The organism is Bradyrhizobium sp. NDS-1 (assembly GCF_032918005.1).
GTDB lineage: Bacteria > Pseudomonadota > Alphaproteobacteria > Rhizobiales > Xanthobacteraceae > Bradyrhizobium > Bradyrhizobium tunisiense.
Genome location: NZ_CP136628.1, coordinates 4,822,113 through 4,837,071 on the forward strand (window position 1 = coordinate 4,822,113; position 14,959 = coordinate 4,837,071).

The following is a 14,959-nucleotide window of genomic DNA, read 5'->3' on the forward strand; positions in this document are numbered from 1 at the left end:
CCCTCAGCCTCTCCCGCGCCCCGTGTTTTCATACGTTTAGACCATCGTGACAGCAACTTTCAATTGCGTCATGATGGTTCTGCGTCGAAAGACGAATATAAACCAACGAGAAGATTGAGAAATGTTTGGGTTCATTGCCGGCGCCGCGATTGTCGTAGCCGCACTTACGGGCGCTTTCCATCAGGGCCTGACCAATCCGGACGCAGAGAGCTTCTTCAGCTCGAACTCGCACATCGTCCAGGACGGGAGCGCCATCGACTAACGCGACGACCGAGTAAGCAAGGTCCCAGCTCCGGGACCTTTTTAGGCCCAGATTCCACAAACCATCGGCGGCCCCATGTCCAAGGTTTCAAAGCTCAGGGAATTAACGACCAAGCCTGCGACACCCGAGCACCAGGAGGAGTTCGACAAGCAAACATCCGACGAAGCGGACGACCGCAGCTTTTGCTTACTTCTGTCGGCAATGCTGGAGAACAACCTCGACAGAGCGATTGATCACTGGATTGCGGATGACGAGGAAGATCTGCGCAAGAGCCTCTACGAGCAGGACGGACTGCTGGCCACGTTCGCGCGCAAAATATCGTTTGCCATTGTGACCGGCATAGTTGGGCCAGTTTCCCGTGAGAACCTTCGGCTGATACGCCATGTCCGCAACGCGTTTGCTCACGCCAAAAGGCCAATAACTTTCGCCACACCTGAAGTCGCCAAAATCTGCGGAGATTTAGTCCGCATCAACATTTTCGATCCACCGGAAGAACCTGACCAAGAACCAAACTTGCTCCCGCGGAAGCGGTTCGAGGTCGTATGCAACGAAACAATGATTCGACTGAGTGCTTTACGGGCTTCAAGGTATTGTTCTGGGACGACGACGGGATAGAGCGGCCAATCATCGGGGGAGGCTTGCCCTAGTGACCGAGCAGGGCCAAACCATACCTTAGGGCCACGCCACCGATGATAGTCCCTAGAGTAACCAGCCCGCCCCACAAAAAGGGTCGACGACCTACGGCCTTGTTGGCGAAGCTGAGCTGGATAAAGCCGCCCCACCATTTGCCATAGTGCTCTTTAAATTCACCGGACCTCTTGGCGATCTCCACCAAGTCCGAGTACTTCGCATCTTGGTCAGACACCGCCGACCTCCTGAGTTCTCGCCGAACGCCTTCACTCACTTCTAATGCCGCAAAGCCGCAGGAATACCCGCCACCCCTCAGGTTATCCCCGCATATAGCATCGGGGCGGGCTTGTTCCAGATTTGTTCTCGGGCGGAGCCAATCCTGTTTTGCCCGACGGCACAGCGAAACTTCGTTTTTTAGAAATTGTGGAGTGACAACGGGGATCCCTCGCCGGTGCCCCGTTCGCCCTAGGTTGGAGCTCGAACAGAGGCAGGGGTAAAATAATAAGGGCAAACGCGCCAAAAACCGTCATGTTTGTCTAAATCAATAGAGCGGTGGTATGCCCACCGCGTTTTTTCTGCTTTGTGGGTCGTCATGGAGAACGTTGAGCCCATCGACACCATTCCCCGGGACCTGACGCGTGTCAGGGACAGATGGGGAATCGTGGCCGACCCCGGATATCTCGCCTTACCCTTCGTCATCCTGCTCTTCCAAGGGAAGCTGGGGCTGCGGCCGGACGACCTCAACGTTTTGATGAACTATCTCGCCCACTGGCACGCCGCGGACCGGATGCCCTTTCCGCACAGCATCACGATCGCTAAGCGCATGGGGGTTAGTCCGCGGACGGTTCAGCGGTCCCTGTCACGCCTGCAGAAGGGCGGCTTTATCCGGAAGATGAAGAAGCGGCACCCGAAGGACCCGGTGGCCTACGACATGAACCCACTTGTCGAGATGCTCACGCCCTACGCCGAGTCGCGCATCAGGATCACCGCGCCGACCGAGTTCGAGTCCAACCTGGACGAGGCGTTTCTGCGGTCGGTGACCCGGATGAGTGCTTCCGAGATGTTCAAGGAAGTTGCCGCACTCGTGAAAAAATCCGCGGCGGACGATTTATAGGAGTCAGCGTGCCTGATGAGTGAACCGGCACCCACGAAGCCCAAGGCGACGCCCACTGAGTCGGACCTCAGCCAGGTGATGGCGCACGGGCCGGCATTGTCTCAGGCCTTCGGTCCACGGCTCGGCGCGCTGGTCTTGATGTTCGGCCTTGCCAAGACCCGTTACGGTTCGTTTGGTATCGCGACGATCATCACCGCAGTTGGTGGCATCGTCTACAATTTCTTGAAATAGAGCTGATGGCTAGGGTAACTTAGCCGGCTTTGTTCGTCGGCGCGAAGAGTGGTCCGATGCCAAGCGCTTGGTGAGGAGGTGGCGGTTCATGAGCCGCGCTTCCAGTAGGGACATGGATGAATTCTGGTTTACGCTCAGGCGCTGAATTCCGCGTGGCTCTCGGGACACTTGCACAAGAAACGTGGAAAGACCGCCAAGCCTCGATGCACTTTTCATTGTCGTCTGTGCACAATGGCACGAAGTCCTTTGAGACAAAGTACGGCAGCCAACGGGAAATGCTAGAAGTTGTGCCTTCACCGATTTGAGGCACGCGATGCTATTTCCGCCCATGAATTTCGACGGGATGAATGAAGCGGATATCCGGGCCGAGATAATCGATCCGCTTCTTCGCCATTTAGGCTATCGATCAGGCACGGAATTTAACATCGTGCGCGAGAGAGCCCTTCGGTACCCTCGTCGAAGCTTAGGCCGAAAGAAGCCTACTGACCCAGAAATCAAAGGTCGCCCGGACTACATATTGGAGATGCGAGGCGTCGATCGTTGGATTGTTGAGGCCAAGCCGCCAGGTTTCAACATCTCCCTGGACGACATCGAGCAGGCCTTTAGCTACGCATTTCTTCCGGAGGTAGCCGCCGGCTACTTCGTGCTTTGCAACGGCAAGCGCTTCATGATCTTCAAGACCATCGACGGTCCGACTGCCCCTCCTCTCATAGATCTTCCTTACGAGCATCTCGGCAGCAAACTCCAGGTCGTCAGCAACGTGCTCGCCCCTTCCAGCTTCCGGCGGTCCTTGATGTCGAAGCACATCGACACAGCTCGCCCTTTGGCTCCGGGATGGGGCTCTACACTGGATATTGTTGCTGGCGAGGTTGAATACACCGAAGCCTCAGGCTCTCTGCCTCAGATCGCTGAAAAGATAAGCCGCATGGTTGGTGTGCGCCTCCCGATGGATAATGGCTTCGTATGGCGGCTCGACAACCAAATAGCCGTGAAGGCGAGGCAAGGCTTTCTTCATCGACATCATCAGGCGACATCGGAAGCGATCGGAGTTGGCGAGGCGATCTATTACTCTTCCGACTCCGAACTATCAACGGAGCGTAGCCAACCAAATATCTTCGAGTCTACGAACATTTACTCTGTGCCACGAGGCCAGCCGCTCTTTGATGTTTTTACCCAAGAACAATCCGTAGCGGATATTGACCTCAAGATGACGACCTTTTCAGAAGCTGTAGGTTCGTTGGAAGACGACCGGTTCACCGGTAGATTTTTTGGAGGAGCCGAAGTGGTCTACAACCTGCCCGGGGCGCCGGCGCTCACTGTGGACATCTCAGGGATTTTTTATCTCAAACTTCGAGGTTGAGGATTCTTCATGATGATAAGCGGCAACTTGCGCTTGGCTCTACGGATATCCGTGCCGACTCGTGCCGGGGCCTCGCCATGTGCCTGCAATCCGAGCCGCGCAAGAAGGCAGAGTCGCGATTGATGGGCGCCTTCTCAAGCTCTTTGTAGCGAACACTGACGAGGTGTTCGTTCACGGGCGTGCTGGCGTCGATGCCGCTATCAGAATGAATGTTGCTAAGCCCACTCTTTTTGACTGGCTCTGCGAACAATCAACCAGCGAGAAGCCAAATGAGTGAGCCAGACCACCAACACCCCCTCAAGTCCCACAGAAGCGGTGAGCCGGATAGAGAGATGCAGCGTACCAGCAGCTATCGGTTGCTGTAACCGGCCTCGTCGACGAACTCTTGGGCTTCGGGGCTCAGCGCGTCTTCCGGAATCTCGGCAACCTTCGGCGCCTCCACCTCCCGCACGATTACCGTAACACGATACTCGCGCGTCACCGTCTTCTTCTCGGTACTCATAAGGCAAACTCCATCGTGGCGAGAAACGACCTCGCAATCAGATTGACAAAGAGCCTGATGGGAGGGAGAACCCCCGAGTTGAAGGCGGAGAGTTTCGGCTCACCACCAGGCGCGTCAGGTGACGTTGTTCCAAGAACGTCACCTGACTTCCCGCCTAAGTGCTTTGCGCCGACTCGGCAAGCGAAATCGCCTCGGCTTCCACCGGTCTGTCAGAGTTCTCCCACAGATTTTTTTGAGAAGCTCCATCCAGCCATGATGACTGGAAATAAATTCCAAACAAATCAGATGCATAGGAAGTCGCAACAGACGACAGCAACTGATCAAAGCAAGTCAACCTGTATTGACAATTAAACACAGGCAACGACAGCAGCATCAGCAACAAATTAAGCTCACCAATATCAGCACCACCAATCAACTACAAAAGAACGCAACAACCTTCTCCAACCGATCACCGCTACGATTACCGCGATGGATTTGCGCCGTTGATTATTGGACGCCCGTCCTTCGGACCTAAGACCCCACGCCGCCCGCCCTATAGACGTCACAAAGAGACGTGGGGCTGTAGACACGGGGCAACGGAGAGAACGGAGACCTGGGCAGATTCTGCGCCACCCCAAGCCGAGAAAGCCGAGGAAAAGGTTATTCGCCATTTTAGAGACACTGTCCCCGAACTGTCCCCGACCTTGCGCACCGTCGTGAGTTTAGCGCCCTATCCTGCCAATGCGGGAGGCGCTAAGAGCCAGAAAGAACTGTCGTACACTTGGTGAGGTGTGGTTGTGTAAACCAACGGCCAAGCACGAATTCTCTGAGATCAAAGACGTTCCGCAGCTCTAAGATCTGAAGACGCGAGAGCAATCAGAAAGTCCCGGCCGATATTGCGGAAAGGGTACCGCATCTCAGAAGTGACCATGCGGCAACTACTCGGCAGCCCCCCCGTACCCCGTCGGAAAGCTGAGATCTCCCTTCAAAGCAAAGAGCGCAGCCCCTGGTCATCTGCCAATCGCCATGCGTGCGGATGCGCGATGAAGACCGGCGCGCGTGAGTCAATAAGCCGCATTCATCTTGATTTGGTGGAGGCTTCCTGCGTCACTAACAATGGTGTCAACGCTCGTTGACTAAGTTGTAATCGCGCAAGCGCCAGTAAAGGGCCATGAAATGAGGGGCAAGTTCGTCGCTTACTACCGCGTCTCCACACGAAAACAGGAAGCCTCGGGTTTAGGTCTTGAAGCACAGAAGACTACAGTTGCGACCTACCTTATTGGCCGGGAAGCTAGGTTGGTCGCTGAATTCACGGAGGTAGAGAGTGGACGGCGAAGTGATAGGCCAGCACTGGAACTTGCGCTAACGGCTGCCCGTGTACATCAAGCGGCGCTAGTGGTGGCGAAGGTGGATCGGCTCACTCGCTCTGTAGGCTTCCTGTCACGCCTCTTGGAGGCCGGTGTTGATGTCCGGTTTGCTGATCTGCCTGCCATTGAGGGACCAACGGGGCGGTTCATGCTCCAACAGATGGCGGCGGTTGCTGAGTTGGAGGCCGGGCTTATCTCGTCACGCACCAAGGCTGCTCTGTTCGCCGCCAAAGCAAGAGGGCAACGGTTGGGAGGCAATCGAGGTGTGACGCTGTCAAGCAAGGCGAAAGCTAAGGGACGAGAAGTACAGCGCGATTCAGCGAAACAAAGAGCGAGCGATTTGGCTCCGCTCTTGGACGAACTTCGCGCAAGTGGACACAGATCTTCGGCCGAAATTGCTAAAGCACTTACTCTCCGGGGCATTCCGACAGCACGGGGCCATTCGACTTGGGCAGCGATTCAGGTCCAGCGGCTACGGGCCCGACTACGATAAACCGCCGCAATAGCACATTCGCATGTATAATCAATAGGATAGCGCAAAGATCGCCGATTTATGACCCACTGATATTGATTACTTTTCGCCGTCTACTACATGAATTAGTGGGTTATAAAAGGAGACATCGATGCGTGTTGCATTTGCGACGAGCACTCACAATTTCGGTTTTCGTAACACGGTCATTGCGTTCACAGTGAAAGGAGGTCCGATCGAAGTCTTCCGCGACGACTCGACTGAACAGCGGAGCCTCTATGTATTCTTCGCGCTTATGATCCAGCGATGCCCGCGCAACGAACGATTGGTCCTCCAATCCTCGCCGAAGCCAGCAACGCAGGTGGTCCAGAACCTCAAGCAGCATGAGGCAAATCGGTTCGAGAAGAAGGCTTACCGGCCGGAGCTGGTAGCCTTGAACGATCTCTCAAAGTCTCGGTCAGTAGAAATTGTTTGCGAGCCGATTGCTGGAGATAAAATGCAACAGCTGGATGACCACCTTAGGCTCGTTCGGACCGGCCGCCTGAAGGAAAGGCCTATCAATTTAGCACCGGGCGACCCTCCGGAAAATCCATGGGGTCGCGCCAAAGAGACTTTCTGGGACTGGTTCAATCGTGCCATCAGAAAGGATCAGCGCGGTGAGCGGTAAGTCTCCCGGCACCCGGAGATTCCTACAACGGATATCGACGTGCGACGATGGCGCTTTCAGGGTCTGTCCCATTCCTGGCTGCGGACGCCCGCCTCAGGCTCGGGCCGGAAAAGGCGCGTCACTTATCCACTGTGATCGGTGCTGCCGACGACGCAACCGCCATGGCGATCTTATCAAGAAGACCTACAGCGCGGCCGAGCTTCGACCCTATCTAGTGGCAGCGCAGCGCTTTATCAAAGCTCACCCGAAGGACTTTCACCTCAATGAAGCTGAGCGTCGATTGGCACTTCTGTTGGAGTTTGCCGGCCCCTCGCAGCGAATTGTAGACTTCCCTCGCTTGCGCCCTAGTCAAAAGGCCCAAGCAGTGCTGGCCAGAATGCACCGCAAGGGCGTACCCCCAAGACGATTGTTGGCAATTGCACTCGCCGTCTCGGCTGCAGTGCTTGACGATCCGATCCGACCTATCGGGACTCCGGGCGAATACCGAATTGTGCAGCTGGGCAAACGAGCGCTGCGTCAAGCCTCCGGTCAGCACTCTGTGTATGGGCCAAATAATGCATATCACCGCTATCCCCGTTCAGCAGGCGAAATGCTCAGATGTCTTGGGAGACTTATCGAAGAGGCCGCCGAACCGGCCAGCGGTCACGTTGCAAGAATCTTGGAGCTGAAGTCGACCTACTCGGGTCAATTTCAGTCCGTCATTTGTCAAAAGAGCTAGACGTGAAAAAACATAGAAGAGCCCGTTCGAGTCGTCTGGTCCCATCTCAAAGGGTGTCAGAGTTCGAGCCTGCTGTGTTGTTGGAGCCCGACTCCTTCAGACCATTCGACCCATGGTTGGCGTCCAACAGGAGGTTTTTTCACGTCATCGCAGAGAACGTAGCTGCCCAATACGAAGAAGTAGTGCCCCGGAAGAGGAGGATGAAGGCGAAAGACCGGAGCAATTTAGAGACAATAGTGAAAACGCTGCTCGCGAACATTGGCTTAGGTATGGCCTCTGGAAACGAGCGCCCCATCATCACGGTGAGTTTGCGTGCTCCTAAGCGCAAGATTAGCCGCTACGATCGCAAGGGCTTCGCTCTACTACCCCGCATTTTGGAAGTCTTAGCCACCAAGAGCGATCTGATTGAGCTGCGCAAATCCAACCAGAAAGGGATAGCCAGCTCGTTCGCGCCGGGCGCCTCCCTGACAGCCGATATGAGACGTTTCCGGCTTGCGCCTGAACATTTTTATTGGGAAGCCGGTATTGAAACCATCAGGTTGAGCAAAACGAGGCGCAACTTCGCCGAAAGGACTAAGACAGTCGAGCTTGTTGACTACGCTGACACTCCGGAGACTGTTGCGTTGCGAGATCAGATGAGCGGCTTGAATGATTTCTTACGGGCCGCAAAGTTCACCTTTAAGGACGACGGAGGGCCACCGGTTCTAACAACCCATCGAGATCTCGTGAGACATTTCAAGGTAGCTGAAGGGGAGAAACCAAGGTTTGACCTGGGCGGTCGCATGTTCAACGGGTGGTGGCAGGAGCTGCCCTCCAGTCGCCGTCACGCAATACGGATCAGCGGGGAGCCCGTTGCCGATTTGGATTTCTCATCCGCTTTTCTGCGGCTCGCCCATATCAAAGCGGGCATTGAGGCACCGGCCGGCGATCTCTATGCGAGGATTCCAGGTATCGACGCTGAATTGTACCGTGACGGGATAAAGCAAATAGTGAGCGCAATGCTTTTTCGGGAGACGCCCCTCACTCGCACGCCATCAGAACTCAAGGATAAGTTGCCGCGCGGAATGACGGGAGCCCAAATCCGCAGCGCAGTCCTGGCTGCGTATCCGAGGTTGTCCGACGTCTTTGAAAGCGGTGCAGGCCTGGGCCTGATGTTTCTAGAATCTCAGATAATGCTCCAGGCGCTCGTTCGTCTGGCAGAGTTAGATATTCCGGCAATGAACATGCACGATGGACTCATGGTCCAGCGCTCGAAGGCTGACGTTGCCGCTCGAATTATGGCAGAAGCGGCCAAGAAGATCACCGGGACAACCATATCTATCGTGTTGAAATCTCTTTATTAATTACGACCCACCTAAAGGCCTGGAGGGGGGGGTCCTTGAGGGCAAATCCACGATGTTGCTTCGGACGTCCATCGAGGAGGTTCGTAGGACCCGCTGAAGGACTCCTCCACGCCCCCTCCCTTTTCGGCTGCCTTCGGGAATGGTGAGTGATCACCGACCACTTTTCGGGACTCTCCCGAGCTTGCAAGCATCCGGCAGCATCGATTGTGACCGAGCCCGACCTTTAGTGGATGAGTACCGGCTAAACTACGTGCTCTGCTAACGCAGATTCTTCGGAGTTATTGGCTAGGTTGTTGGCATGGAAAAGCCAACCAGTGAGGGCTGCATTGAGGGGCATCAACGACATCATCGAGTCGTGCGGCACGTGTGCGGACTAATTCGGATGAGATGCCGTTGGAAGGCGCTCAGTAAGCTCCGACATCGGGAAGCGAAATCATCTAGCGCTGAATGAGTGGAGGATATCCCACGAAGGCCGCACAGTCTGAAACTACGCTCTTCAGCTGCTCTTCGGTCGGAACTGTGCGGGCGGTGATGGTTTGCCGCACTTTTCCGTTGTCGTCCGAAAGCACCAACTTATCGAGGTCCCACGCCTTGCTCTCGCGCCCCGTCCTGCCTTCAAACCCGAGGCAGGCCAAGGTAACGTCGCCTGTCGATAGACTGAAATCCGACGTTCCAGCGGCTTGGACGACCGAAACTTTTGGGGCCACCGGGCCGGCGTTAGCCACCCGGACATACCAAGCGCGAAAAACATCATTGCGCGCCACGCCACTTACAAGCCTTTTCTGACAGCTGTTCTGGAGCAATCCAATTGACTTGTCGCCGAGCTTCAAGGTGGCATCGTTCTTTGCCACACAAGAAAGCCCATGCTCAGGCACTACGATATAATCATACGAAACTCTATAGCTGGATAAGCTATCTACAATTTTGGGCCAAAGTAGCCAAAGGCCACCAGTTGCAGAAATCAAACCTACGACAGAAGAAGCAAGCGCTACCCCCGCGGGAATGCGTTCCGTCCACCCTGGCTTTTTCGCTATAGGTTTCCGTTCTTTGGGCATGAAATTCCCTTGCTCTTGATATCGGCGCGGGCGCGACGCTGAACCTCCGCCAAGTAAGCATCTAATGTCGTCAGATCTTGTCCTTCGATTTTGCGGTTACGAGCAACCAAATCAGCCGCCTTTCGGATTATGCCAACGTCAAGTCGACTGCCCCCCTGCCCACGCCTCTCTCTCTCATCGCCATAGTGAAACAGGGACCAAGCGACGTAATATGCAGCACGCATTTCATCACTTGCCTGATCGTTGAAGAACGCAGCAGGCATTTCGAGCTGTCTTATTAGGTACTTTGCATCGGTCGCGCTATCAGACACATGACAGGCGGCTGCGGTTTGAAAGACAGTAAAGGGTTGATCATCGATTGCTTGGTCGATTTTTACAACTGAACCGACCTCGGGACCCTTATAGCTCGGATCCCCAATCCCACTGAAGAATCGTCGCATATCTTCAAGAGCCCATTTGTCCGATGACTTTGAAACGGCAGCTTTGAATATCTGAAGTGTCCGCTCTCCTTGAGCTGTGGCACGTCCCTCAGCCATAAACGGCTGCGATTGCCTATTGATCGGGTCGCTGAACATGTGCGCTAGTTCATGGAAAAAGGCTGGCGGCAGTTTGAATACTGGCTTGCCCCCGATGCTAGGGTAGACGTCGCCAACAGCTACCAGAGGCGCAACGCTGACAAAGAGTCGACGATCGTGAGTGCAAAGCAAAGCCGCCCGCTTGCCAGCCAGGGATTGTCCGCTACATGGCCAGTCGGGCAGAGCGTCTGTAAAATAGATCTCATAGTCATGTGGCGAATTCGCCCATACCGTTTCGAACGGAGGCGCCTCGATCAAAGTTGATTCAGATATGACGTTGAACTGAAGAAGCATAAGGGTCATGAACGATTTGCCTGAGGCGAGAATCCCTCTCCAGTCTAATAGGTCGGCGGCTTTACCACCCATCGCCTCACTGATTATGTTCCGTGCGGTGACATATATAAATATCGCATCCGCAAGCGCGGCAACGGACCGAATGTCAAACTGCTCGGTCACCAAGGTGATGTCCTTGCCGAGGTAATAGCGTCTCAGCCCATTTTCGGTTGGGTCATCATTCCAAGGCACGTTCGCCTTGAAGACCCGCAGTTTCTCCAATGTCGAGGATGGAAGCTTGTCCTTGAACGTTGCAACTATCGCTTCATCGGCCTTCGCCAGAGGCAAGAGACGCTCGATCAGTGCGAAGTCCCGAAGCTCGTCCGGGAGTGATTGCATCATCGCCGCAATTTCGGGATGGTTAGGTAACAGGTCAACGAAGCCAATATTTGCCTGGTTCAACGCGCCCCGAAGTTTACTCATCGTGGCCTGATTCCATGGATGAGCACAGAACATATCGATTTCAGGTGGGACCGCGAGGAATTGAGACTGTGGAAACGAAGTCCGTAAGCAATCGCGCGAATCCCAAATCTTTGCGCTTATGGTCGGGCGCTGCTTCACAAGATCGGAATTACCGCCTCTTTCTATGGCGACTTGGTTATTCAGCGTAGTCCAGGCAAGAGAGCCGAGCACCGTCAACAACACCGTCACCAATATCAGCGAAGGAATGACTCTGCTTTTCTCGGTGCTGACCGGTTTGCCTTCTGATTTCGTAGAGTTCTCGATCTCTACCGTGGGAATTGGCGGTGGTACTGCTCCTAAATCTGAGGTGATGGCCAGTGGGCTTTTCGGCCCCGCCGAAGATTCCGCTTTTTGGCGTAACCCCACGCCCAGTAACCCGCCGATGAAAACGGATCCATAAAAACCCCAGGAGTGCTCGCCGAAGATCAGCAAGCCGAGAAATGCGCCGACCATCATCCCCACAAGCTGCATCTTTCTCTCCGATGTGCTTGGCTGGGATAGTATGCTCTACAACCGCATCCTTGTGGCGTGATCTACTTCACAAAAACCAACCGCTTTGCGGACCCCAGCTCGCCAGCTCGGGCGGCACGTGCAGCACCCACAGGAGGTCCCTTTGCGTATCTAGATCATTCCGCCCACGCGGGCGCCTGTGAAGGCGCACAGACGTTCCCGTGACTCGTTCTTCGGCAGCTTTCGAAGCAGCTGACCCATACTCACTGTTGCCAAATCACCGTTTTGCGTTGGGGGCAACCGTTAGGGGCGGCGTTAGGGTACGGTGTGACCCAGCGCAAAAAAAGGCTAGCGAAATCAATTCTAAAGCTAACGCACCGAATGTTGGCTGGGGAACCTGGATTCGAACCAAGACAAACAGAGTCAGAGTCTGTTGTGCTACCGTTACACCATTCCCCAACGGAATAGTCGAACAAATTCAATAACTTCCTGATTTGTTCGACTGTCGCCGGAAGCGCGGTGGCGCAAATCACGGCTCAGGCGTGGCAGGGTTCTACCCGCTCGTCCCCGGGCTGGCAAGCGCTCCCGTGGATTGCCCCTCTCCTCAACAGCGGAAGGGGGAAGAAGAGAGGCCACGTCGTCTGCGACGGCGAAAACGCCGCCGGACTTCGCGCGCTGGCGAGCATCATTATGGAAGAGATTTCGAGACTTATATCGTCAACGCGCCCTGCCGAACCTGATCTCCCTTGAGAAAATCCGTGCTCATATTTTTGCTGCTGGTCGTCGTGCCGATCGGGATTTCGGCCGCTCGATATTTCTGGGTCGGGGATGGCCGCGGCAACTGGCAGACCGCAGATCGTTCCAGCGCCGGCCTGCTGCCTCCCGCCGCCTCGCATCCGGACGCCCTGATCCGAGTCTACGCCGCACGAACGGTCCGATGGCGAAGCATATTCGCGGTCCACACCTGGATCGTCGTCAAGGAGAAGGACGCGGCAAGTTACAGTCGTTATGACTACACGGCTTGGGGGGAACCGATCCGGAGCAATGGTTTCGTCCCCGACGGCCGCTGGTTCGGGGCCATGCCGGAAACAGTCGTCGCCATCGACGGCGCCAAGGCGGAATCGCTGATTCCCAAGATCCGATACGTCGTCGAGAACTACAGATTTCGGACCTATGGCGATTACAGCGCTTGGCCGGGTCCGAATTCGAACACCTTCGTTCAAGCCGCTTTGGACGCCGTGCCCGAGCTTCGGGCGGTTCTGCCGCCGACTGCCGTCGGCAAGGACTATCCCTATTCCGGACGATGGATCGGCTTGACCGCCTCCCGCACCGGCTTCTACGCCTCGCTCTCCGGCTACCTCGGCCTCACGCTCGGCTGGGTCGAAGGTCTCGAGATCAACTTCTTCGGCGCCGTGCTCGGGTTCGACCTTCGACGCCCCGCGGTGAAGCTGCCCGGCATCGGCCGTCTTGGTGTTGCTGCCGGCCTGTGAGGCCCGCCGAAACGATGCCTCGCTAGACGACGGTGCGATCGAAGTCGGCTGCGATCCGGGTATTCGGAAAGATCGCCACGGCCTCCGCAAGGACCTCGCCGTCCTCATAGCGGCCCGACTGATGCGTGAGCACGAGCTGTTCGACACGGCTCGCGGCCGCCAAGGCAGCCGCATCGCGCGCAGTCAGATGTCCATAGTCGCGCGCGGTCGAAGAGTCGCGATCGAGGAAGGTCGCCTCGATCACCAGCATGTCGGCGTCAGCGACGTATTGCGACAGGCCATCGATGGTTTCGGCGTCGCCGATCACGACGAGCCTCTTGCCGCCGCTCGGCGGGCCCAGGACGTCTTCCGGGTCGATCGTTCGATCGGCGATCACGACCGGCCGTCCTGCAGCCAGCTCGCCGCGCACGGGACCATCCGGGACGCCAAGGGCTGCGAGGCGATCGGGCCGAAGGTGGCGACGTGCGGGGCTTTGGAGCACGAAGCCAAAGCTGTCGGTGTCGCGGTGGCGGACCGGAAAGCAGGCGATGGTGAAGTCACCGGCGTCGATGACCTGTCCCTCGGTCAGGGCAGCGAATCCGACCGCGATCGGCGCCCTGCCCGCGCCCCAAAGGCCTGCGAGCATCCGGATGACGATGTCGAGCGTACCCTGCCCGCCATGAATCGTCATCACGTCGGCGCTCTGCCGCAAGCCCAGCGTTGAAAACAGGCCGGGGATGCCGAGCACGTGGTCGAGATGAGCGTGCGTCAGCAGGATGCGATCGAGTCGCCGAAAACCGGCGCCACTGCGCAGCAGCTGGCGCTGCGTGCCCTCGCCGCAATCGACCAGGATGCGCTTGCCCGCGGCTTCCACCAGGAGCGCCGGATGGTTGCGTTCCACCGAGGGAACGCTGGCCGAGGTCCCGAGAAATGTCAGGGCGAACATGTCGTCACGTGTCCGGCGGTGGACGGTCTCACCGCCCCCAATGCCACGTGAGCAGCAGCGCGTACAGGCCCATCGAGGCGGCATAGAGCGCGGCAAGGAGTGCATAGCCGGCGATCTGGCGACCGATCGTCGCCTTCGGCGTGACCCACCAGCCGAGCGCCCTGAAGGCCGCAGGCACCAGCCACCAGCCGAGCAGCTGGGTGCTGACGAGATTGCCGATGAAGAGCGACAGCCAGACCGGCACGCCGTTTCTGTCGATCAGCGGCGCGCTGATGAAAGTGCCCCAGAGATAGACCACGGGATAGAGCACCAGCAGCACGATGAGGTTGCTCTTCCAGATCAGGCCTAGGCTCTGCTCCGGAGCCTGCGCCTTGCCGGCGGGAAACCAGAAATTGAAGCCGTAACTGGCCCGCTTCACGTTCATGCCGGCGTTGAAGCGCTCGCCTTCTTTCAGCAGCGTCTGCCGCAACGGCGAGTCGAGCCATGCGTTGAGGTTCGCATCGCTGTCGAACGTCAGGATGACGATCCATTCGTCGTGCAGACCTGGAATCGGTCGCTCGATCTTGTGGCGCAGGAAGCCCTTGAACTCGGCCTCCGCGGCCTGGATGCGCTGCTGCCATTTGAGGAACGCGTCTTCGAGTCCATCCGGCACGTTGAAGGAGATCACGGCGGAGACCGCATTGTCACGCTGGACGCCGCTGTCGGGCAGGATATGGACGTCCTCCGGACCGACGAAGAAGTGCTGCACCTCTCCGATCAGCCGCGTCCGCTCCTCGCTTTGAAGCCAGGCGCGCGCTGCGGCCGGGCTTGCGAAACGCAGGACCGTCACCCAATCAACCTGGGCCGGCGGTCGCGGCGGCACCACTTCCTGGCCCAGAAATCCAGGCCATGCCTTGAGCACCTCGCCCACTTCGCCGTTCCAGCGCGCGAACGCGGCAAAGCCGTCATCGGCGATGCGGCGCTGGATGACGAGGGCGACCGGCTGGCCGGACGTATCAGGAGATGCGCTCATCAGCGGCCGTCCGCT

At 56.9% G+C, this 14,959-nt stretch carries 16 protein-coding genes and 1 tRNA gene; 9 read left to right on the forward strand and 8 right to left on the reverse strand.

All coding sequences use genetic code 11. The features are described from left to right. Positions 1-121 precede the first annotated feature (121 nt). Positions 122-262: a hypothetical protein gene (locus tag RX330_RS22865; RefSeq protein ID WP_317239898.1), complete on the forward strand. Its 141-nt coding sequence runs from the start codon at positions 122-124 to the stop codon at positions 260-262. A gap of 75 nt (positions 263-337) precedes the next feature. After that, positions 338-877, forward strand: a complete 540-nt coding sequence (locus tag RX330_RS22870; protein ID WP_317239899.1) for a hypothetical protein — start codon at positions 338-340, stop codon at positions 875-877. 28 nt (positions 878-905) lie between these two features. Here the strand turns inward: RX330_RS22870 and RX330_RS22875 are convergent, their stop codons facing one another. Next, on the reverse strand, positions 906-1,127 hold the full coding sequence (locus RX330_RS22875) for a hypothetical protein (RefSeq protein WP_317239900.1): 222 nt from the start codon (positions 1,125-1,127) through the stop codon (positions 906-908). A 357-nt stretch (positions 1,128-1,484) separates the two neighbouring features. Here RX330_RS22875 and RX330_RS22880 point away from each other — a divergent pair, with 357 nt between their 5' ends. The 3 genes from RX330_RS22880 (at position 1,485) to RX330_RS22890 (ending at position 3,597) form a co-directional block, all read left to right on the forward strand. Next, positions 1,485-2,006 carry a helix-turn-helix domain-containing protein gene (locus tag RX330_RS22880; RefSeq protein WP_317239901.1) on the forward strand — a complete coding sequence of 174 codons (522 nt, stop codon included), beginning with the start codon at positions 1,485-1,487 and terminating at the stop codon, positions 2,004-2,006. Between the two features lie 15 nt (positions 2,007-2,021). Further along, the gene (locus tag RX330_RS22885; RefSeq protein WP_317239902.1) at positions 2,022-2,237 is read left to right on the forward strand and encodes a hypothetical protein; all 216 of its coding nucleotides are present in this window, start codon (positions 2,022-2,024) and stop codon (positions 2,235-2,237) included. A 313-nt stretch (positions 2,238-2,550) separates the two neighbouring features. Then, positions 2,551-3,597, forward strand: a complete 1,047-nt coding sequence (locus RX330_RS22890) for a type I restriction enzyme HsdR N-terminal domain-containing protein (RefSeq protein ID WP_317239903.1) — start codon at positions 2,551-2,553, stop codon at positions 3,595-3,597. A gap of 349 nt (positions 3,598-3,946) precedes the next feature. Here the strand turns inward: RX330_RS22890 and RX330_RS22895 are convergent, their stop codons facing one another. Next, complete coding sequence (locus RX330_RS22895; RefSeq protein WP_317239904.1) at positions 3,947-4,099, reverse strand: hypothetical protein; 153 nt, start codon at positions 4,097-4,099, stop codon at positions 3,947-3,949. A gap of 154 nt (positions 4,100-4,253) precedes the next feature. Continuing rightward, a complete protein-coding gene (locus RX330_RS22900) occupies positions 4,254-4,478 on the reverse strand; it encodes a hypothetical protein (RefSeq protein ID WP_317239905.1) in 225 nt (74 codons plus the stop codon). A 776-nt stretch (positions 4,479-5,254) separates the two neighbouring features. Here RX330_RS22900 and RX330_RS22905 point away from each other — a divergent pair. The 3 genes from RX330_RS22905 to RX330_RS22915 all read left to right on the forward strand — a co-directional run bounded on the left by RX330_RS22905 (position 5,255) and on the right by RX330_RS22915 (position 8,642). Further along, on the forward strand, positions 5,255-5,938 hold the full coding sequence (locus RX330_RS22905) for a recombinase family protein (protein ID WP_317239906.1): 684 nt from the start codon (positions 5,255-5,257) through the stop codon (positions 5,936-5,938). 130 nt (positions 5,939-6,068) lie between these two features. After that, positions 6,069-6,581 (forward strand): hypothetical protein, encoded by a 513-nt coding sequence (locus RX330_RS22910; RefSeq protein WP_317239907.1) that lies wholly within the window; start codon positions 6,069-6,071, stop codon positions 6,579-6,581. A 918-nt stretch (positions 6,582-7,499) separates the two neighbouring features. Continuing rightward, positions 7,500-8,642: a hypothetical protein gene (locus tag RX330_RS22915; RefSeq protein WP_317239908.1), complete on the forward strand. Its 1,143-nt coding sequence runs from the start codon at positions 7,500-7,502 to the stop codon at positions 8,640-8,642. A 437-nt stretch (positions 8,643-9,079) separates the two neighbouring features. On the opposite strand, the gene RX330_RS22920 is transcribed toward RX330_RS22915, so the two are convergent. The 3 genes from RX330_RS22920 to RX330_RS22930 all read right to left on the reverse strand — a co-directional run bounded on the left by RX330_RS22920 (position 9,080) and on the right by RX330_RS22930 (position 11,976). Continuing rightward, entirely contained in the window at positions 9,080-9,697 is a 618-nt protein-coding gene (locus RX330_RS22920; RefSeq protein ID WP_317239909.1) for a hypothetical protein, read from the reverse strand. Beyond that, positions 9,673-11,538 carry a hypothetical protein gene (locus RX330_RS22925; RefSeq protein WP_317239910.1) on the reverse strand — a complete coding sequence of 622 codons (1,866 nt, stop codon included), beginning with the start codon at positions 11,536-11,538 and terminating at the stop codon, positions 9,673-9,675. Before RX330_RS22925 ends, RX330_RS22920 begins: the two co-directional genes overlap by 25 nt. Positions 11,539-11,902: 364 nt before the next feature. Then, a tRNA-Gln gene (locus tag RX330_RS22930) sits at positions 11,903-11,976 on the reverse strand. 299 nt (positions 11,977-12,275) lie between these two features. On the opposite strand from RX330_RS22930, the gene RX330_RS22935 reads away from it, so the two are divergent. After that, on the forward strand, positions 12,276-13,007 hold the full coding sequence (locus tag RX330_RS22935; protein ID WP_317239911.1) for a DUF3750 domain-containing protein: 732 nt from the start codon (positions 12,276-12,278) through the stop codon (positions 13,005-13,007). A gap of 22 nt (positions 13,008-13,029) precedes the next feature. Here RX330_RS22935 and RX330_RS22940 read toward each other — a convergent pair whose 3' ends face one another. Then, a complete protein-coding gene (locus RX330_RS22940) occupies positions 13,030-13,932 on the reverse strand; it encodes a ribonuclease Z (RefSeq protein ID WP_317239912.1) in 903 nt (300 codons plus the stop codon). A 28-nt stretch (positions 13,933-13,960) separates the two neighbouring features. Continuing rightward, a complete protein-coding gene (locus tag RX330_RS22945; protein WP_317239913.1) occupies positions 13,961-14,944 on the reverse strand; it encodes an antibiotic biosynthesis monooxygenase in 984 nt (327 codons plus the stop codon). Between the last annotated feature and the right edge of the window lie 15 nt (positions 14,945-14,959).